Genomic DNA, 20865 nt, shown 5'->3' on the forward strand with positions numbered 1-20865 from the left:
CACGGTGGCCGGATGTATCGCACCGGCGACCTCGTGGCCTGGGCCGAGGAGGGCAATCTGGTGTTCCTCGGCCGGGCGGATCAGCAGGTGAAGATCCGCGGGTTCCGGGTCGAGCCGGGTGAGGTCGAGGCGGTGCTGCTGACCCATCCCGAGGTGGAGTACGCGGCGGTCGTTTTGCGTGACGACCGGCTGGTGGCCTATGTCGTCGGCGTCGAGGACGCGGATCTGCGTGAGTTCGTGGCGCGGCGGCTGCCCGATTACATGGTGCCGTCGGCGTTCGTTGCGCTGGCCGAGCTGCCGCTGACCGGTAACGGCAAACTCGATCGATCCGCGTTGCCCGCACCCGCTCAGGCGCCGCGGGCAACCGTGCGCAAGGCCGCCGCCAGCGCCCTGGAGCAGCTCGTCTGCGAGGCCTTCGCCGACGTCCTCGGCGTCGCGGGCGTCCAGGTCGACGAGGACTTCTTCACTCTCGGCGGCCACTCCCTGCTGGCCGTGGCGCTGGTCGCCCGGCTCGAGGAGCGCGGGGTGTCGGTGACGGTGCGCGACCTGTTCACCGCGTCCACCCCCGCCGCGCTGATCCAGCAGCTGAGCCTGTCGTCGGTCCACAACGCCCTCGGCATGCTGCTGCCGATCCGGACCGGCGGCGACCGGCCGCCGTTCTTCGCGATCCACCCCGCCGGCGGGCTGAGCTGGTGTTACATGCCGCTGGCGCGTTCCGTGCCGCCGGAGATCCCGCTCTACGGGCTGCAGGCCCGCGGCCTGGACGGAACCGGTCCGCTGTTCGGCTCGATCGGCGAGATGGCCCGCGTCTACGTCGAGGAGATCCGCCGGCTGCAGCCGACGGGGCCGTACCACCTGGTCGGCTGGTCGTTCGGCGGCATCCCGGCGCACGAGGTCGCCGTGCAGTTGCGGGCCGCGGGGGAGGAGGTCGGTGCGCTGGTCATCATGGACACCTACCCGGACAGCCTGGTCGAGGACCGGGAGCCGGCCCGCCGCGCGGAGCATGGCAGCGACGACGACCTGCGCGCGGTGGCGGCGCGGATGCGCGAGGAGATCGGCCAGACCCTCGGCGGCGCCTCGGATGAGGAACTGCTGCGCTTCGCCGAGGTCTACCGCAACAGTCAGGCGCTGCGGGCGAGGCACCAACCCGGCGTGTACGACGGGGACGCACTCGTGCTGGTGGCCGGTGACAGCGGGAAAACCGGTGACACCGGGAACACCGGTGTCGGCGGGCACCTCTGGGAGCCGTACGTGCGCGGCGACATCGCCAGCGTCACCCTGCCGTGCAAGCACTCCGACATGGTGCGGCCGGAGATGCTGGACCAGGCCTGGGCCGCGGTCAGCGGCTGGCTCGCGGGCCGGGAGTAGCGAACACGGAAGAGCGGCAGTGGCCTCGGGCCACTGCCGCTCGGGTCGGGCGGCTCTCAGTCCGACATCGCCACCAGGACGCGGCGGCTGCCCTCGAACGGACGCCGGCCGTGCGCCACCGCGACGTTGTCGATAAGCACGACGTCGCCCGCCCGCCAGTCGACGTCGACGGCGTGGGTCAGCCCGCGTTCCTGGATCTGCGCGACGAACTCGTCCGGGATCGGCGTCCCGTCGGCGAACGTCACGTACTGCGGGAACTCGTCCGGCTCGAGGATGTCGTACAGCTCGGTGGCGGTCTGGTCGCCCAGCCCGGCCGGGTGCCACTGGTCGGCCTGGTTGAACCAGACCTCGGCGCCGGTCACCGGGTGTTTCATGGTGGCCGGGCGGTGCTGGCTCACCCGGATGCCGTCGGAACCCCACTCCCATTCCGCGCCCGCGCCGGCGAGGTATCGCTCCACCTCGGCCCGGTCGTCGGTCTCGAACGTCTCCTGCCAGCTCTTCCCAAAACCCATTCCCTCATGCAGATTTTGTACGTATCGGACGCCCCCGGCAAAAGCGTCGCGCACCTCGTCGTCGAGCGAGGCGAGCCACAACTCGCCGTCGAGCAGCGGGGTCGCGCCACCGCGCTCGGCGGCCGTCTCACAGTAGAACGCCAGCCGGGCCGGCCAGTGGCGCGCGTAGTTCAGCTCGTTGTGCATCGAGATGGTGAACTGCGGTGGGTATTCGGTCGAGGTGTAGAGGTTGCCCTGCACCCGGGTGCGCGGCGAGTTGCCGTGCACGTACGGCAGGCGGCCCGGCACGAGCTGGTCGAGGACCGGCTCGATCGACGCGGGGGCGACGCCGAAATCCCGGAACACCAGGGCGCGGGAATCGGTCAGCATCTCGGTTAGCCGGTCGCCGCCCAGGCCGGTCAGCCAGCCGGCGAGATCACCCGTGCCGGCCATCGCGCTGGTTATCTCGGTGGGCGTCCAGGCGGCGCCGCTGTCCACGGTGGTTCCCATTTTTCTCCCATTTCCGCCAGTCTTATTTACGGTCGATGATGCGGGATATTCCGGCAACCGGGAAGGTGGGTGATCGCGCACTGTTCAACTGTTCCCGCGCATCAGTTGCACACGTGCGCGATCGGCTCGTCGTGGTGGCCGCCACCGTTGTGAGATAACGTGTGCGCGAATCTGCGGCAATCGCTTAATGCCGATCAAAATCAGCCGGATTGCGTACGACTGGGGAAACCACAATGGTCGCAACTGATGGCAATCTTCGGGCGCTCACGGCCGGCCAGTACGGTGTCTGGCAAGCCCAGCAACTGGCGCCGGAAAGCCTCGCCTACAACATCAACGCGTATTACGAGATTCGCGGCGACCTGGATGTCGATCTGCTGGTCGAGTCGCTCCGGTGGGCCGTCGGGCAGGCCGAGGCCTACCGCTTGCGGGTGCGGATGGTCGACGGCGTGCCGTGGCAGTTCGCCGACGGGCCGAACGCCGCGCCGGTCCTGGTGATCGACGTCAGCGGCGAGACGGATCCGGCGGCCGCCGCGGAGCAGTGGATGCGCCAGGACTCGGGCCGGCCGATGGATCTCACGGCCGGCCCGATGTCGGTGCAGGCGGTCTTCCTGCTCGGCCCGCAGCGGTTCTTCTGGTACCAGCGAGTCCACCACTTTGCCGTGGACGGCTACAGCAGTTCCCTGTTCAGCGCCGCGGTGGCCCGCCGTTACACCGCGCTGCGCGGCAACCGGCACCAGGCCGGCCCGACGCTGGAACCGCTGTCGGTGCTGACCGACGCCGACCACGCCTACCGCGAGTCACCCGCCTACGGCCGGGACCGCGACTTCTGGCGCGACAGCCTCGCCGGCTTCCCGCAGACCCCGGACCGCGGGCGGCCGCGCGCCCGCGCATCGTCGCCGGACCGGCACACCGCCGTGCTCGATCCGCAGCGCTCGGCCGTCGTGCAGGCCGCCGCCGGACAGTCCCGGGCCAGCGTCGCCGAATGGGCGATCGCGGCCGCCGCCGTGTACGAGTTCCGGCTCACCGGGGCGGACGATATCGCCCTTGCCGTCACCGTCACCGGCCGCACCGGCCTGCGGGAATTGCCGGTGGTCGGAATGACGGCAAACATGATGCTGCTGCGCGTACGGATGGACCCGCGCGCGACGACCTCCGATTTCGTGCGGCAGACCGTGCGGACGATCCGATCCGGACTGCGGCACCAGCGGTACCGGTACGAAGATGTCATGCGCGACCTGAAATGGGGTGACGGCGCGCCACTGTTCCGGCTGAAGATCAATGCCATGTCGTTCGACGCCCCGCAATTCGGCGACTGCGTCACCATTACGCGTACGGTGTCGATCGGCCCGGTCGAGGACCAGGTGATCAACGTCTATCACCGCGGCGACGGCTCCGGCCTCCAGGTCGACGTCGGCGTGAACCGCGACCTGCCGGACGCGCCGCCCGCGGACCGGGTCGCGGGCTGGTTCACCCGGGTGCTCGAGACGATGGCCGCCGAGCCGGACCGCCGCCTGCGCGACCTGCCACTGGCCGGCGAGGCCGAGCTCGATCGGGTGGTGCACGCCTGGAACAACACGGCGGCGCCGTTGCCATCATTGTCCGTACTGGCGTCGTTCGAGCGGCAGCCGGCGGATGCGGTGGCAGTGGTCGCCGGCGGTGTGCAACTGACCTACCGCTCGCTGGACGCCGCGGCGAACCGGATGGCTCAATGGTTGCGTAGCCAGGGCGTCGGCGCCGAGTCGGTGGTGGGGCTGGCGCTGCCGCGGGGCGCGCAGATGATCACCGCGATCCTGGGTGTGTGGAAGGCCGGTGCGGCTTACCTGCCGATCGATCCGGCGCTGCCGGCCGACCGGATCGCGTTCCTGCTCTCGGACAGCCGGGTCACGTTGGTGCTGGGCACCGAGGACGTGGTCGACGACCTGCCGGTTGGGCGGGTCCGCACGGCGGTGATCGACGACCCGCAGATCCTGGCCAGCCCCGATACCTCGCCGGAGGTGGACGCCGACCCGGCAAACCTGGCTTACGTGATCTACACGTCCGGGTCGACCGGGACGCCGAAGGGTGTGGCGGTCACGCACGGCTCGCTGGCCAACTACGTGGCCTCGGTGTCGCAACGGCTCGGCTGGCACGGCGGCCGGTATGCGGTCCTGCAGCCCCAGGTCACCGACCTGGGCAACACGGTCGTGTTCACCAGCCTGACCACCGGCGGCGAGTTGCACGTGCTGGATCAGGACACGGTGATGGACCCGGCCGGCCTGGTCGATTATCTGACCGAGCACCGGATCGAGCACGTCAAAGCGGTCCCGTCGCACCTGATGGCGCTGGGTGTCCCGCTGCCGGTCCGGTCACTCGTGCTGGGCGGCGAGAAGGCCCCGGCCGAGTGGGTGCGCGGCTTGCTGGCCGAGGGCCGGCGGGTGTTCAACCACTACGGGCCGACCGAGACCACGGTCGGTGTGACCACGGTGGAGCTGACCGGGGACAGCGTGCCGATCGGTGCGCCGCTGGCCAACACCCGGGTGTTCGCCCTGGATGATGCGCTGCGGCCGGTCCCGGTCGGGGTGGCAGGGGAGCTTTACGTCGCGGGTGAGGGTGTGGCTCGCGGTTATGTGGGCCGTCCGGCGCTGACCGCGGAGCGGTTCGTCGCCTGTCCCCATGGCGGCCGGATGTACCGCACGGGTGACCGCGTGAAGTGGACCGAGGACGGCAACCTGATGTTCCTCGGCCGGGCGGATCAGCAGGTGAAGATCCGAGGGTTCCGGGTGGAGCCGGGTGAGGTCGAGGCGGTGCTGCTGACCCATCCCGAGGTGGAACAGGCGGCCGTCGTGGTTCGTGACGAGCGGCTGGTGGCGTACGTAATCGGCGGTGTGGATGTTGATCTGCGGGGTTTCGCTGCGCGGCGTCTGCCCGATTACCTGGTGCCGTCGGCGTTCGTGGAGCTGGCTGAGCTGCCGCTGACCGGTAACGGCAAACTCGACCGAGCCGCGTTGCCCGCACCTGAACTGGCGGCGGGGGTGGCGGCGAGCCGTGGCCCGTCGTCGGTGCAGGAGGAGTTGTTGTGCGCGGCGTTCGCGCATGTGCTGGGCTTGGAGACGGTCGGGGTGGAGGACAACTTCTTCGACCTCGGCGGGCACTCGCTGCTCGCGGTTCGGCTGATCTCTCGGATCCGGGCCACGCTCGGCGCCGAGCTCGACATCCGGCAGATCTTCGATCATCCGACCGTGGCCGCCCTGGCCGGCTGGCTCACCGGCCCGGGCGCGGGGCGCATCCGCACCCCGCTGCGTGCCGGCGCCCGCCCCGATCTGATCCCGCTGTCCTTCGCGCAACGCCGGCTCTGGTTCATCGGCCAGCTGGAAGGTCCGAGCCCCACCTACAACGCGCCGATCGTGGTCCGGCTGAGCGGCCGGCTCGAGGCGCCCGCGCTGAACGCCGCGCTGCGCGACGTGATCGGCCGGCACGAGTCGCTGCGCACCGTCTTCCCGACCGTGGACGGCGAGCCGTACCAGCGGATCCTCGACCCGGACGACCTGCCGTGGGAGCTCACCGTCGTGCCGGTCGACCGCCCGGAGCCGGTCCGGCTCACCTTCCTCGACCTCGACGACCTCACCCAGGGCCCGATGGGCGCGGCCCCGGCCGTTTCCGAGGCGGCCGCCGACGAGGTGGAGCAGGCGATCGTCCGGGCCAGCCGGCACGCCATCGACCTCTCGGTGGAACTGCCGCTCAAGGCGTGGCTGTGGCAGCTCGGCCCGGACGACCACGTCCTGGTGCTGGTCGTGCACCACATCGCCGGGGACGGCTGGTCGATGGGCCCGCTGAGCCGGGACCTGTCCACCGCGTACCGTGCCCGGATCCAGGGCGAGGCGCCCTGCTGGCCGCCGTTGCCGGTGCAGTACGCGGACTACGCCCTGTGGCAGCGGGAGCTGCTCGGCGACCCGGACGACCCGGCCAGCCTGCTCGCCACCCAGGTCGGGCACTGGCGGCGGAAGCTGGCCGGCGCGCCGCACGAGCTGGCCCTGCCGTTCGACCGGCCCCGCCCGGCGGTCGCCAGCCACCGCGGGCACAGCGTCCCGCTGCGGGTCCCGGCCACCGTGCACCGGAGGCTGGCGCGGCTCGCGCAGGACGTCGGCGTGACCCCGTTCATGGTGCTGCAGGCGGCCCTGGCGATGCTGCTGTCCCGGCTCGGGGCGGGCGACGACATCGTGATCGGGTCGGCCATCGCCGGGCGTACCGACGAGGCGCTGGACGACCTGGTCGGCTGTTTCGTCAACACGCTGGTGATCCGCACCGACCTGACCGGCGACCCGGATTTCCAGGAGCTGCTGGGCCGGGTGCGTGAGGCCGGGCTGGATGCGCTGGCCCACCAGGACGTGCCGTTCGAACGTCTGGTGGAGGAGCTGGCGCCGCCCCGGTCGCGGGCCCGCCATCCGCTGTTCCAGATCGTGCTCACCATGCTCAACCCGGTGACCTCCACCGCCGACGGCAGCGCCGAGGCGATGCTGGACCTGCCGGACGTACGGTCCCGGGTGCTGTTCGCGGGCAAGCCGTCCGCGAAGTTCGACGTCGACGTGCTGGTGGGCGAGGTCTTCGACGCCGACGGCCGGCCGGCCGGGCTGCGCGGGGCGCTGACGGTGGCGGATGACCTGTTCGACGCGCCGGCGGCGGAACGGTTCGCCGGGTGGTTCGCCCGCGCGCTGGACGTGCTGTCCGCGTCGCCCGACCATCGGCTGGGCGCGGCGGACCTGCTGGCGGACGACGAGCGCGACCGGGTGCTGCACGGCTGGAACGACACGGCGGCGCCGTTGCCGTCGTTGTCCGTACTGGCGTCGTTCGAGCGGCAGCCGGCGGATGCGGTGGCGGTGGTATCCGATGGTGTGGAGCTGACTTACGGCTCGCTGGCTGCTGAGGCGAACCGGATCGCTTGGTGGTTGCGTCGCCAAGGCGTGGGCGCGGAGTCGGTGGTGGGGTTGGCGTTGCCGCGGGGCGCGCAGATGATCACGGCGATTCTGGGTGTGTGGAAGGCCGGTGCGGCGTACCTGCCGATCGATGTGTCGCTGCCGGCGGATCGGATTGCGTTCTTGTTGTCCGACAGCCGGGTCACGCTGGTGCTGGGCACCGACGAGATCATCGACGACCTCCCGGTGGGCCGGGTCCGCACGGTGGTGATCGACGACCCGCAGATCCTGGCCTGCCCCGAAACCTCGCCGGACGTGAGCATCGATCCGGCGGGTCTGGCGTATGTGATCTATACGTCGGGTTCGACCGGGACGCCGAAGGGTGTGGCGGTCACGCACGGCTCGCTGGCCAATTACGTGAGCTCGGTGTCGCAACGCCTGGACTGGAACGGTGGGCGCTATGCGGTCCTGCAGCCGCAGGTTACCGACCTGGGCAACACGGTCGTGTTCACCAGCCTGACCACCGGCGGCGAGTTGCACGTGCTGGATCAGGACACCGTGATGGACCCGGCCGGACTGATCAACTATCTGACCGAGCACCGGATCGACCATGTGAAGGCGGTGCCGTCGCACCTGATGGCTCTCGGTGTGTCCTTGCCGGTGCGTTCGTTGGTGCTCGGTGGCGAGAAGGCCCCGGCGGAGTGGGTGCGCAGTCTGCTGGTTGAGGGCCGGCGGGTGTTCAACCACTACGGGCCGACCGAGACCACGGTCGGTGTGACCACGGTGGAGCTGACGGGGGACAGTGTGCCGATCGGCGCGCCGTTGGCGAACACGCGGCTGTATGTCCTTGACGACGGGTTGCAGCCGGTTCCGGTGGGGGTGCCGGGCGAGTTGTACGTCGCGGGTGCGGGTGTGGCCCGCGGGTATGTGGGTCGTCCGGGGCTGACTGCGGAGCGGTTCGTTGCCTGCCCGCACGGTGGCCGGATGTATCGCACCGGTGACCGGGTGGCCTGGGCCGAGGACGGGAATCTGGTGTTCCTTGGTCGCGCGGATCAGCAGGTGAAGATTCGTGGGTTCCGGGTGGAGCCGGGTGAGGTCGAGGCGGTGCTGCTGGCCCATCCGGAGGTGGAGCAGGCCGCGGTGATCGTGCGCGATGAACGGCTGGTGGCCTACGTCGTCGCCGACGAGGACGTGGATCTGCGCGAGTTCGTGGCGCGGCGTCTGCCGGAGTACATGGTGCCGTCGGCGTTCGTGACTCTGGCCGAGTTGCCGCTGACCGGTAACGGCAAACTCGACCGAGCCGCGTTGCCCGCACCCGATCTGGCGGCGGGCGTCGCTGCGGGTCGTGGCCCGTCCTCGGTGCAGGAGGAGTTGCTGTGCGCGGCGTTCGCGCACGTGCTGGGCCTGGAGACGGTCGGGGTGGACGACAACTTCTTCGACCTCGGCGGGCATTCACTGCTCGCGGTCCGGCTGATCTCTCGGATCCGGGCCACGCTCGGCGCCGAGCTCGACATCCGCCAGCTCTTCGACACACCCACGGTCGCCGATCTGGCCGGCCGGGTCGACGCCCAGGCCCCGGCCCGTCCGGCGCTGCGCCCCCGCGGGGCCGTCAGTTAAAGAAACGAACCGCTGCTCCCCGGCCGGGGAGCAGCGGTTCGTCGTGTCCGGGTGAGCTCAGGACGCGTCGGTGACCAGGGCGGGTTCGTTGTCGTCGTCCGCCTGCGAGGCGAACTGGATCCGGTACAGCTCGGCGTAGAGCCCGCCCGCGGCCAGCAGCTCGTCATGGGTGCCGCGCTCGACGATCTGGCCGCTGTCGAGGACCAGGATCTGGTGCGCCTCGCGGATCGTCGACAACCGGTGCGCGATGACCAGCGACGTGCGACCGGCGAGCGCGGTGCGCAGCGCCCGCTGGATGGCCGCCTCCGACTCCGAGTCGAGGTGGGCCGTGGCCTCGTCGAGCACCACCACGGGCGGCGATTTGAGCAGCAGGCGGGCGAGCGCGATGCGCTGCTTCTCGCCGCCGGACAGCCGGTGCCCGCCGTCGCCGACCACGGTGTCCAGCCCGTCGGGCAGGGCCTCGATGACCTCCTGGATCCGCGCCGCCGTGCACGCCTGGACGAGTTCCCGCTCGTCGGCGCCGGGACGGGCGTACAGCAGATTGGCTCTGATCGTGTCGTGGAACATGTGGGCGTCCTGGGTGACCACGCCGACGGTCTCGTTGACCGCGGCGAGGGTCAGGTCGCGGACGTCCTCGCCACCGATCCGGACGGTGCCCGACCCGGCGTCGTAGAGGCGCGGGACCAGGTGGGTGATCGTGGTCTTGCCGGCGCCGGAGAGCCCCACCAGCGCGGTCAGCCGGCCGGCCGGCGCCCGGAAGCTCACGTCCCGCAGCACCAGTGTGTCGTTGCGCCGCTCGGGCGCCTGCCGCGAGATCGACTCCAGCGAGGCGAGCGACACGTCCTCCGCGTTCGGGTAACGGAACGAGACCCCCTCGAACTCGATGTCCGGGGCGCCGGCGGGCAGCGTCCGGGCGTCGGCGCGCTCGGCGATCAGCGGCCGCAGGTCGAGCACCTCGAAGAGGCGGTCGAAGCTGACCAGGGCGGTCATCACGTTGATCTGCATGTTGGACAATTGGTTGATCGGCCCGTAGACACGCATCAGCAGCGCGGCCATCGCCACCAGGGTGCCGATCGGCAGGGCGCCGTCGATGACCAGGCTGCCGCCGAGGCCGTACACCACGGCGCTGGTGAAGGCGGTCAGGACCGTGGTGATGATGAAGAACAACTGGCCGTACACCATGACGTTGGTGGTGATGTCGCGGACCGAGCCGGCCTTGCCGGCGAAGTTGTCCGCCTCCCGCTCCGGCCGCCCGTAGAGCTTGGCCAGCATGGCGCCGGAGACGTTGAAGCGCTCGTTCATCATCGAGCCCATCTCGGCGTCGGCCTGCATCCGGCTGCGGGTGAGGCGCTGCAGTTTGCGGCCGATCACCTTGCTGGGCATCAGGAAGAACGGCACCATCGCCAGCGCGGCCAGGCTGAGCTGCCAGGAGAGGTAGAACATCGTGCTGAGGACGAGGACCAGCGTCAGCAGCACCGAGGCGGTCTGGGACAGCAGCGTGGTCACCGCCTGCTGCGCGCCGACGACGTCGGTGTTCAGCCGGCTGACCAGCGAGCCGGTCTGCGCCCGGCTGAAGAACGCCATCGGCTGCCGCTGGATGTGCGCGAAGACGGTGGTGCGCAGGTCGTAGAGGAGCCCCTGGCCGATCCGGCCGGAGAACCACGTCTGTAGGTAGATCGCCCCCGCGTCGACCACGGCGAGCAGGGCGATCAGCAGGGATAGCTGCACGACGACGTGCCGTTCGTTGACCACGATGCCGTCGTCGATGATGAACTTCAGGATGATCGGGGTCATCGCGGCGAGGCCGGCGTGCAGCGACGTCAGCAGCACCAGGATCAGCAGCGGCCAGCGGTGCCGGCGTGCGTAGGGCACGATCCGCCGGACGGTGCCGGGCCGGACCTTTCGTTTGTCCGGTGGATTACGCGAGTCGGCCATGGTGCGGACTCCTTGTTCTCAGTTTTTGTCGAGGAATTCGACGATGGCGGAATTGACCTCGGCCGGGCGTTCCAGATAGCCGAGGTGGCCGGCTCGCGGCAATTCGACGAGGTCGCAGTCTTCGATGGCGTCGGCGACCTCCGCGGCCAGATGGGGCGGTGTGACGGTGTCGTCGGCGAAGGCGATGACCCGGCAGGGCACGGTGACGCCGCGCAGCGCCACTCGGCGATCGCCGTCGGTGTCCACCCACGCCTGGCCGCCGTCGCCGGCGCGGGCGTCACCGGCCCGGGTGTCGCCGGCCATCTCGAAGACCTCGAGCCAGGAGGCCACCGCCGCGTCGTCGTTCAGGGTCGCGGGGGAGAGCATCCGCTGCACCGTGTCCACCGCGGACCACTTCGCCGGCAGGACCAGCCCGCTCTCCGCGAGCACCTGGTCGGCGATGGTCTGGGCGCGCCTGTACGTGTCCGCCCGGGCCCTGGTGGCCATCAGCACCGCGCACCGGACCAGGTGCGGCCAGCCGATCGCCAGCTCCTGAGCGATGAGCGCGCCGAGCGAGGTGCCGACGATCCGGCACGGCGCGAGATCGAGCGCCTCGATCAGCCCTTTGGTGTCGGCCACCATGTCGGCCAGTGAGTACCGTCCGGGCGGCACGTCGCTCGGTGGGACGCCACGGTTGTTGAAGACGATGGTCCGGTAACCCGCGGCGTTCAGCGCCGGCGTCTGGTGCAGGGTCCACACGTGCCCGGCGGCCGACGAGCCCATGATGAGCAGAACATTTTCGCCCTGTCCGGCGGACTGATAGGACAGTTGAATTCCGTTGGATTGCAGGAATGGCATAGCGATCCCTATGTCCGGCAACGCGATCCGGCCTTGCGACCAGAGACCGCCTGATCGGCTGCCACTATCGCATCAGGGCGCGGCCCGGCGTCAACGTCGCGCCATGGACAGGCTGCGCATATGTGCAACCCGGCCCGGTGTGATTGCCACGGCCGTGGGCCGCTGCCACGCTGACGCGCGCCGGAGCGGTCCGGCCGGGTGGTGTCCAACCGCCGTCCGTGCGCAGTCGAACGGCTTGGGGGAGTGACATGGCTGGGGATCTTTCCGCCGCGACACCCGGCGGCGCGCCGTGCTGAACCGGGCGGACCTGCACGGCAGCCTGTCCGAGCCGCTGCTGGACACGATGAACTTCCTCAATGAGGTCGCCGGCCGCTACCCGGAGGCCATCTCGTTCGCGCCCGGCCGCCCCTACGACGAGTTCTTCTCCACCGAGCAGGTCTTCGACCATCTGAGGCGCTATCTCAAGCACCTCGAGGACGAGGGCCGGAGCGCGGGACAGATCCGCAGCGCCATCTATCAGTACGGCCCGACCGCCGGGCAGATCCGCGAACTGATCGCTGAGGCCCTCCGGATCGACGAGGGCATCGAAGTGCCGGCCGAGTCCATCGTGGTCACGGTCGGCGCCCAGGAGGCGATGCTGCTCGTGGTCCGGGCGCTGACGTCCGGCCCGGACGACGTGCTGCTGGTGTCGAGTCCCTGTTACGTCGGTGTCTGCGGCGCGGCGCGGCTTCTCGACGTGGAAGTGGTGCCGGTCATCGAGCGGGCGGACGGTCTCGCGCCCGCCGACGTCGAGGAAGCCGTCCGGATCCAGCTCGCGCGCGGGCGGCGGCCGCGGGCCCTCTACGTCATTCCCGACCACTCCAACCCGGCCGGCACCACCATGACCCTGGCCGCCCGGCGGGAGCTGCTGGCGGTCGCCGCCCGCACCGGCCTGACCGTGCTCGAGGACAGTCCGTACCGGCTGGTGAGCCCGGGTGCGCAGCTGCCCACGCTCAAGGCGCTGGACACCGGGCGGGTGGTCGTGCATCTGGGGTCGTTCGCGAAGACCGTCTTCCCGGGCGCCCGGGTCGGGTTCGCGGTCGCGGACCAGGAGGTGGCCGACGCCACCGGCCGCGTCGGGCTTCTCGCCGACGAGCTCACCAAGATAAAGAGCATGGTGACGGTCAATACGTCGTCGCTGAGTCAGGCCGTGGTCGCCGGTGCGCTGCTGTCCGCCGGTGGCGGGGTCACCGCACTCAACGCCGGCCCCGCGGCCCACTACGGCGCATCGATGTGCCTGGTGCTGGACCACCTGGACCGGCGGCTGCCGGCGGCCCGCCGCGACGAGCTCGGCGTGACCTGGAACCGGCCCAGCGGCGGCTTCTTCCTCAGCGTGCGGGTGCCGTTCGTCGCGGACAACGCCGCCCTGATCCGGTCCGCCGAGCAGTTCGGTGTGCTGTGGACGCCGATGTCGTATTTCTATCCCGGCCCCGGCGGGGAACGCGCCATCCGATTGTCGACGAGCTATCTGACCGAGGCGGAGATTGCCGAGGGAGTGGCCCGGCTCGCTGATTTCATCGATGTCGAGGCCGAGAGCCGTGTTCGGAGCACTCGGCTATCGGATAGGCGTCAGTAAGTAGAAGCATTTCATTAACACCGTATTTCGCCATCAGCGGCCCGTGCCGCCGTCCCGGTGCGCCGGCACGGCGGCACGGCTTTTCCCGCATGGTGGACAGCCGACCCGAAAAAAGGGCATCGGTTTAGGTCGTTCGGCCGATTCTCTTCAGGTGAACTAGGGTCCTGCACGTGGTCACAGGTCGACGGTGAGACCTCCGCCGGATACTGTGATTTGGCATCACATGGTCGGCATATCGGTCATTGGCCCGCCCCCGCTCGGCTGGTTAAATCGGAAATAGCCGCATCGATCGCCCATTCCCGGAGGCGTGGAACCGGACATAAATAGCGAGGACCGTCGGTCGTCTTCCTGTGAATAACATGTGAAAAATGTTCTACTCAGCAGTAATGCGTAACCGCTCTCCGAAACGTGAAGCATCCACTGTGGATATTTGTTTCCAGCCGCTACCATGCGTTGTGGTCGGGCGGCTGATGCCGCTCCGTTCAATGCCTGCCCTACGCATGTAAATATGCGTAGACCGCGGACCAAGGGCTTCGGGGAGCTAACTTGGAACAGCAGCGCTATGCCTCCACGGCTACGTTGGCGTCACAAATCTCGACGTGGACCGTAGAGTCCGCGTTACCTCAGAAATGGGGTGCTGACCGGATGGAAGTCCGGCGAGTGCCCGTCGCATCGCTCCGGCTGGCGGACTCGCCACGAGCCGCCGGGGAGAACGTCGAGCACACCAAGATGCTGGCCAAGATCGAAGAAGGCCTGCCGCCGATCATCGTGCACCGGCCGACGATGCGGGTCATCGACGGGACGCACCGGCTCGCCGCCGCCCGTCTGCGCGGCGACGAGACCATCGAGGTCCAGCTGTTCGACGGCACCGAGCAGGAAGCCTTCGTCCTGGCGGTGCAGACCAACATCGCTCACGGGCTGCCGCTGTCGCTCGCCGACCGGTCGCGGGCCGCGGAGCGCATCATCGCCTCGCATCCCACCTGGTCCGACCGCGCGATCGCCTCGGCGGCCGGCATCGGTGCCCGCACCGTCGGCAACATCCGCCAGCGGCTCGGTGCGGACGCGCAGACCGAGGAGGTGCAGGCCCGCACCGGGCGAGACGGCCGGGTGCGCCCGGTGGACATCGCCGCGGGGCGGTTGAAGGCCTCGGCCTTGATCCGGGAGCGGCCGGACGCGTCGCTGCGGGAGATCGCCCGCGCCGTCGGCGTCTCACCGTCGACCGTGCGGGACGTTCGCCGCCGGGTCGAGGCCGGCGAGGACCCGGTGCCCGAGGTGCGTCGCCGCGGGGGCGACGCGCGGACGCGGGATTCCGGCGCCGACGGGCTGCCGGACGGGCCGGAGGTCGAGGCGCTGCTGCAGGGCCTGCGCAGTGACCCGTCGCTGCGGTTCACCGACACGGGCCGCACCGTGCTCCGCTGGATATCCTCCCGGGCGGTCCGGTCCGACGAGCGGATGTACGTGGCCGGCAACGTGCCGCCGCACTGCGCGTACATCATCGCGAACGTCGCCCGGGCCTGCGCCGAGGAGTGGATGCAGCTCGCCAACGACCTCGAGCAGCGCAGCGTCGACTCGGCCTGACCCCGTACGAAAGAACCGGCCGGTGGCGATGAACGCCACCGGCCGGTTTCTTTGCCTGCTGGGACCTACCAGGTCCACTCGCGCTTGTTGAAGAGGTGCTCGCTGTGGATGCCGCGGGCCTGGCACCAGGCGAGGAACTCGTTGATCTGCTGGATCTGGTACGTGTCCTCGTTGTAGGTGGTGGCCATGACGTGGCCCTGCCAGCTCTCCTCGCCCATGGCGTAGATGTACGCCTCGTCCGCGCCGAGCTCCTCCATGATCGCGCCGGCCTGAGCCGCGTTGGATCCGGAGAGCTTGCGCGAGTCGCTCATCTTCTTGGTCACCGGGCGGGTCAGCAGCCCCTGGTAGAGCCAGGTGAGCGGGGCCCCGTCGCACTCCATGCCGAGGAACGCCATGTCGACGTTGCCGAGATGCGAGCGGATGTAGCGGTACAGCACCGGGTCGATGCCGGACGAGTCCGCGCCGATGAAGACCGAGGCGCCGGCCATCCGCACGACGTACGTCGACTTGGCCCGGATGTCGAGGTCGGAGTGCTCACCGAGGAACGGCGTGGCGATGACCTTGCCGCCCGGGATCGGCACCTCGTCGAAGTCGTCCACCTCGACCACCGTGAAGCCGAGCGCCTTGAGGTAGAGGCCGATCGACGGGTCGCACAGGTTGCCCCGCGACGACCTCGGCACCACGACCGCGCCGATCCGCGAGCGCAGCTGCACCAGCGTCTCGAGCACGATGTGGTCCTGGTGGCCGTGGGTGATCAGCACCAGGTCGATGTAGTCCGGCAGGTCGTCCATCGTGTACCGGTCGCCGTGACGGTTGTCGGTGCTGATGAACGGGTCGGTCACCACGGTGGCCTCGGGCGTCTGCAGCACCAGGCACGCGTGGCCGTAGTAGCGGATCCGGCCGCCGGAGGTGACGTTCCGGTCCGGCGCGGCGCTGGGCCGGTCGGTGAGCAGCTGCCCCAACTGGGCGGTCTGCGCGTCGTCGAGCCCGAGCGCCTCGCGCAGCCGGCCCACCGTGGTGGGCTTGATCCGCGCCTGGAACAGCTCGTCGAGGCCCGGGTGGTCGAACGGGATCGCCAGGTCCAGGGCGTGCGGGCCGGACAATCGCGGGGTGCTGAGGATGAAGGGTCGCTCGACGCCGTCGTCCAGCGACAGTTGCACCGACTGCCGGCTCTTGTCGTAGAAGCGGCTGGTGTAGAGCAGTGGCTCGATGAAGTGCATGGACGGCTGGTTGCTGGTGTCGTAGGCCAGCTCCACCAGGCCGTTGAGGGCTTCCGGCAGCTTGGGGTAGAGCGGTGTCAGGTCGAAGCCCGTGGCGCTCTGCCGGATCAGCTCCTCGGCCTCGGCGATCGCGGCGGCGAGCCCGAGCATGTCCGCCCGGTCCCGCTTGATGCCGTCGAGGAGGTTCGCGACCTCCATGCTGCGCGTCTCGTCGACGTTGACGAAATACCCGCCCCGCAGGGCCGGGTTGGCGACGGCGGCCATGTGCACCTGCGGGTTCTGCAGGTACGACTCGAGCATCGGCACCTGAAGGCTCGCCAGGTTCAGCGACGCCTGCACGGGCGCGACGATGTGCATCCACGCATAGAATTTGTCTACCAGTGGCTCGATGATCGCATTGGAACGAAGAAAAACCGGCTCATCACTGATGCCCATAATCAAATCCTCCCGGTGGGCCATAATTAGTCGGCCCCCACTATTGCAGGAAAGTCCGGACGCCTGTCAAACGCCGAAACGGCATCCCGGAATGGTGCTGTGCAACTGACGCTATTGCGCGGTTGGACGGTTCTGCCATTCCACCGCGAGTCGGGAAAGACCCCGGGTGGCGAGACCCTCCTTCCAGATCACCGGTTGCTCACCGGCGGCGAGCCGCAGCTGCGGGAAGCGGCTCAGCAGGCGCTCCACCGCGATCTGCACCTGCAGCCGGGCCAGCGGCGCGCCCGGGCAGCGGTGCGGTCCGTGGCCGAAGGTGAGGTGGGCGCCGGGCCGGCCCTGCGTCACGGCCGGGTCCTGGTTGGCGTCCAGCAAGGAGACCAGCACGCCCTCGCCGGGCTGCACCGTGACGTCGCCGAGCACCACCGCCTCCCGCGCCACCCGGGGAAAACTCAACGGGGTGGACGGCGTACGCCGCAGCAGCTCCTCCACCGCCGCTGCCGGGCCGGCCCGCAGGTCGTCGCGCAGCGCCGGCTCACCGAGCAGCAGCAGAACGGACAGGCCGATCTGCCCGACGGTGGTCTCGTAACCGGCCATCAGCAGGCTCAGGCCCATGGTGACCAGCTCGGGCATCGACAGCTCGGCCCGGCCGTGCCGCTCGATCAGGGCGGTGATCAGGTCTTCGCCCGGCTCCGAGCGCTTGCGCTCGATCAGCTTCGCCATGTATCTGGTCAGTTCGAGCCGGTGCCGCGCCTTCTGCCGAGGCGAGCTCGCCGAGATGTCGAACAACACCTCCACCCAGGTACGGAAGAGATCGCCGTCAGTCGGGGGGACGCCCAGCAGCGAGCAGATCACCTCGAGCGGCAGCGGCACGGCGAGCGTCTCCATCAGGTCCGCGCCCGGTCCGGCCGCGGCCACCGCATCCAGGCGCCGGTCGGCCACCCGTTCGATGAACGGCGCCATGGCGGCGACCCGGCCGGTGGTGAACGTGCCGGCGACGATGCGCCGCAACCGGGCGTGCTCCGAGCCGTCCATGCTCATCATGGAGTCGGGCACCGGCTGGGCGTCGTTGAGCCGGGGAGCGCCCGGCCGCACCGCCTCGGCCCGGCTGAACCGGGCGTCCGCCAGCACCAGCCGGCCCAGCGCGTAGCCGCGCACGAGCCACATCTTGTCGCCGACCGGCGTCACGATCGGGACGACATCGCCGGGCCGCTCGTCGAAGAATGCCGGGAGCGGTCCCGGTCCGTGGGTTTGCTGAGTCATCCGCGTTTTCCTCACTCATTCGCGTCCACCGTGCGGCTCCGACGATGTTTCATCACTTCCGCCATGCTGTAAAACGGCCCGCGCGCGAGGCGTATCAGGGCCTGTTCAACTGCGGTGCCGCGCCAGTCGAACAGCCGTCGTGCACAACGGTCGCCTCGGTTATGGTTGCCCTCGATATCGCGAGGCGCCGACGCAGAACGGCGCCGGAGAAATCATTCCTTATTGGTTTCCAGGAATTGTCTTCGACATTCGGAGGGACGCCCGTGAGCTATCACCTGGGCGATGCACCGGACCTCGTCACGCTGCTGCGGCAGCAGGTCGCCGACCGGCCGGACAACGACGCGCTCGGCTTTCTCGCCGATCCCGACGACATCGAGCAGGGCGTCGTCCGCTGGACCTACGCGGATCTGGACCGGCACGCGCGGCACAACGCGGCGTGGATGCAGGAGCACCTGCCGGCCGGCTCGCGGGTGCTGCTGCTCTATCCCAACCAGCTGGAGTTCGTCGCCGCCTTCGTGGGTTGCCTCTACGCCGGCATGATCGCCGTGCCCGCCCCGCTTCCCGGGCAGCATCGGCACCACCGCCAGCGGGTCGCCACCATCACGGCGAACGCCGAGGTCGCCGCGGTTTTCACCTCGACCGCACAGCTGCCGGCCGTCCACGAGTGGGCGGCGGCGTCCGGCGTGGACGCGCCCGTCCTGGCCGGCGACGACCCGGAGCTCGCCGACCCGGCCGCCTGGCGCCCGGTGCCGCTGGACCGCTCGTCGGTCGCGCTGCTGCAGTACACCTCCGGGTCGACCGGTGACCCCAAGGGCGTGGTGATCACCCACGACAACATCCTGCACAACCTGCACTCGGCGACGACCGAGGTCGGTGGATGGGGCCCGGATCAGCGCCTGTGCGGCTGGATCCCGATGTACCACGACCTCGCCATGCAGGGCCTGCTGCTGGCCACCATCCTGCGCGGCACCTACTGCCTGCTGATGGAGCCGATGACGTTCGTCCGGCGCCCGTTGCGCTGGCTCCGGGTCATCGACGTGCACGACATCAACGTCACCTTCGCCCCGAACTTCGCCTACGAGCTCTGCGTCAGCAAGGTCAGCGACGCCGAGGTCGCGACGCTGAACCTGACCCGCTGGAACCTGGCCGGCAACGCGTCCGAGCCGGTCAACCCCACGATCCTGACCGCGTTCGCGAAGAAGTTCGGACCCGCCGGGTTCCGCGCCGAATCGTTCGCGCCGATCTACGGCATGGCGGAGGCAACCGGTTACATCAGCGGGTGCGCGGACCGGCCGCCCCGCGTGGAACGGGTTGACCTCGGCCTGCTCGCCGAGGGCCGGTTCGTGCCCGGCCAGGACGGCCCGGTGCGCGAGATCGTCAGCTGCGGCCCGCCCACCACCGCGTGCGAGGTGCGGATCGTGGACCCGGCCACCGCGCAGGAGCGGCCCGACGGCCGGCTGGGCGAGATCTGGCTGCGCGGCCGGAGCATCGGCCGGGGCTACTGGCGCCGCGACGACGGCGCTTTCGGGGCCGCCACGGCCGCCGGCGAGGAAGGCTTCCTGCGCACCGGCGACCTCGGGTTCCGCCACGACGGCGAGATTTTCGTGCACGGACGGCTCAAGGACACGCTGATCGTGCACGGGCGCAACATCTACCCGCAGGACGTCGAGCAGGAGCTGCGCGAGCGGCACCCGGAGCTGGGCCGGATCGGCGCGGTGTTCTCCGGGCTGGCCGATCCGGTCGCCGGCGACGCCGAGGGCGTGGTCGTCACGTACGAGGTGGACCGGGTCGCCCGGGACCGGCTGCCGGCCCTGGCGGCGGCGATCCGGCACACGGTCGGCCGCGAGTTCGGCGTGCAGGTGGCCGCGGTCGTCCTGCTCAGCCCGGGCTCGGTGCAGCGCACCACCAGCGGCAAGGTGCGCCGGTCGGCGATGCGCACCCTCTACCGCGAGGGCTCTCTCAAAGCGCTCTACCACCACCCCGCGCTCGAACCCGAGACCCGGGCCTGACCGTCCACGATCCGAAGGAGAGCGTCATGTCCCCGTCCCGCACGGCCGCCATCGAGGCCGATTTGCAGGAGTGGCTGTGTCAGGAACTGGCCGCCCGGCTGGAGATCCCCGGCGGCCGGATCGATCCGGCCGAGCCGATGTCCGCCTACGGGCTGGACTCGCTGCGGGCGGTCGCCGTGCTCACCGAGGTCGAGGAGCACGTCGGTTTCGAGATCGACTCGGACGTGCTGTGGGACCACCCCACCGTTGCCGACCTCGCCCGCTACCTGGCCGCCCGGATGGACCGGCCGGAGCCGTGACCGTGCGCCCGCGCCCGGCCGGCCCGGTCGTCGCGCTGACGGTGCTGCGGCTGGTCCGGGTGGCGCCGCGGATCACCCGGGTGGTGGCCGGCGGGTCCGGGCTCGCCCAGTTCCGGCCGAGCCGGTTCACCGACGCGTACGTCCGGCTGATCTTTCCCGACCGTAATGCGCGGTGGCCGCGGCGGCGCACCTACACGGTGCGGTACCTCGACCTGGTGGCCGGGGAGATCGCGGTCGACCTGGTGGACCACGGCCGCGGCGGTCTGGCCGAGTCGTGGCTGGCCACCCTTCAGCCCGGCGATCCGGTGCTGATCCAGGACGTACGGGGCCTGTACCGGCCCGACGCCGACGCCGGCTGGCATCTGCTGGCCGGTGACGAGGTGGCGCTCCCGGCAATCGCCAGGGCGCTGGAGTCGATGAGTCCGGGCATGCGAGCCAAGGTGCTGATCGAGGTCGCCGACGCCGCGGACGAGCTACCGCTGCGCACCGAGGCGGATGTCGAGCTGCGGTGGATCCACCGCAGTCGTGGCGACAACCTCGTACAGGCGGTGCAGGATCTCGCCTTCGACGCCGGGACGGTACAGGCCTTCGTACACGGTGAGGGCGGCGCCATGCACCGGCTGCGCCGCCACCTGCTGCGCGAGCGCGGCATCGACCGCGACCTGCTGTCGGTCTCGGGCTACTGGCGCGAGGGCCTCAGCGACGAGCAGTGGCGCGCGCAGAAGACGACCTATTTTCCGACCACCCCCGCGGCCGTTCCGCGGGCTGAGAGATCCGAGAGGTGACCGGCATGAACGCCAAG

12 protein-coding genes are annotated in these 20865 nt (G+C 70.0%); 7 read left to right on the forward strand and 5 right to left on the reverse strand.

Annotated elements, in window-relative coordinates:
* A partial coding sequence (locus tag AB0E90_RS40175) for a thioesterase domain-containing protein (RefSeq protein ID WP_360417545.1) occupies positions 1-1368 on the forward strand: 1368 nt, incomplete at its 5' end.
* Positions 1369-1424: 56 nt separating this feature from the next.
* On the opposite strand, the gene AB0E90_RS40180 is transcribed toward AB0E90_RS40175, so the two are convergent.
* Positions 1425-2369: a TauD/TfdA family dioxygenase gene (locus AB0E90_RS40180; protein ID WP_360417546.1), complete on the reverse strand. Its 945-nt coding sequence runs from the start codon at positions 2367-2369 to the stop codon at positions 1425-1427.
* Between the two features lie 233 nt (positions 2370-2602).
* Here AB0E90_RS40180 and AB0E90_RS40185 point away from each other — a divergent pair, with 233 nt between their 5' ends.
* Positions 2603-8875 carry an amino acid adenylation domain-containing protein gene (locus AB0E90_RS40185; protein WP_360417547.1) on the forward strand — a complete coding sequence of 2091 codons (6273 nt, stop codon included), beginning with the start codon at positions 2603-2605 and terminating at the stop codon, positions 8873-8875.
* 57 nt (positions 8876-8932) lie between these two features.
* On the opposite strand, the gene AB0E90_RS40190 is transcribed toward AB0E90_RS40185, so the two are convergent.
* Both AB0E90_RS40190 and AB0E90_RS40195 read right to left on the reverse strand, forming a co-directional pair.
* On the reverse strand, positions 8933-10810 hold the full coding sequence (locus AB0E90_RS40190; RefSeq protein WP_360417548.1) for an ABC transporter ATP-binding protein: 1878 nt from the start codon (positions 10808-10810) through the stop codon (positions 8933-8935).
* 18 nt (positions 10811-10828) lie between these two features.
* On the reverse strand, positions 10829-11647 hold the full coding sequence (locus AB0E90_RS40195; protein ID WP_360417549.1) for an alpha/beta fold hydrolase: 819 nt from the start codon (positions 11645-11647) through the stop codon (positions 10829-10831).
* A 289-nt stretch (positions 11648-11936) separates the two neighbouring features.
* Between AB0E90_RS40195 and AB0E90_RS40200 the strand changes: the two genes are divergently transcribed.
* Both AB0E90_RS40200 and AB0E90_RS40205 read left to right on the forward strand, forming a co-directional pair.
* The gene (locus tag AB0E90_RS40200) at positions 11937-13262 is read left to right on the forward strand and encodes a PLP-dependent aminotransferase family protein (RefSeq protein WP_360417550.1); all 1326 of its coding nucleotides are present in this window, start codon (positions 11937-11939) and stop codon (positions 13260-13262) included.
* Between the two features lie 645 nt (positions 13263-13907).
* Positions 13908-14840, forward strand: a complete 933-nt coding sequence (locus AB0E90_RS40205) for a helix-turn-helix domain-containing protein (RefSeq protein WP_360417551.1) — start codon at positions 13908-13910, stop codon at positions 14838-14840.
* A gap of 65 nt (positions 14841-14905) precedes the next feature.
* Here the strand turns inward: AB0E90_RS40205 and AB0E90_RS40210 are convergent, their stop codons facing one another.
* A complete protein-coding gene (locus AB0E90_RS40210; RefSeq protein ID WP_360417552.1) occupies positions 14906-16519 on the reverse strand; it encodes an MBL fold metallo-hydrolase in 1614 nt (537 codons plus the stop codon).
* A gap of 87 nt (positions 16520-16606) precedes the next feature.
* The gene (locus AB0E90_RS40215; protein ID WP_360417553.1) at positions 16607-17755 is read right to left on the reverse strand and encodes a cytochrome P450; all 1149 of its coding nucleotides are present in this window, start codon (positions 17753-17755) and stop codon (positions 16607-16609) included.
* A 263-nt stretch (positions 17756-18018) separates the two neighbouring features.
* Here AB0E90_RS40215 and AB0E90_RS40220 point away from each other — a divergent pair, with 263 nt between their 5' ends.
* Genes AB0E90_RS40220 through AB0E90_RS40230 form a run of 3 tightly spaced genes read left to right on the forward strand, consistent with a single transcriptional unit; the run spans position 18019 to position 20848 of the window.
* Positions 18019-19764, forward strand: coding sequence for a fatty acyl-AMP ligase (locus tag AB0E90_RS40220; protein WP_360417554.1), 1746 nt, complete (start codon positions 18019-18021; stop codon positions 19762-19764).
* 26 nt (positions 19765-19790) lie between these two features.
* Positions 19791-20063: an acyl carrier protein gene (locus tag AB0E90_RS40225; protein WP_360417555.1), complete on the forward strand. Its 273-nt coding sequence runs from the start codon at positions 19791-19793 to the stop codon at positions 20061-20063.
* Entirely contained in the window at positions 20060-20848 is a 789-nt protein-coding gene (locus AB0E90_RS40230) for a siderophore-interacting protein (RefSeq protein WP_360417556.1), read from the forward strand. Before AB0E90_RS40225 ends, AB0E90_RS40230 begins: the two co-directional genes overlap by 4 nt.
* Positions 20849-20865: the final 17 nt, after the last annotated feature.

This window comes from Actinoplanes sp. NPDC026619, assembly GCF_040638295.1.
In the GTDB taxonomy this organism is placed as follows: Bacteria; Actinomycetota; Actinomycetes; order Mycobacteriales; family Micromonosporaceae; genus Actinoplanes.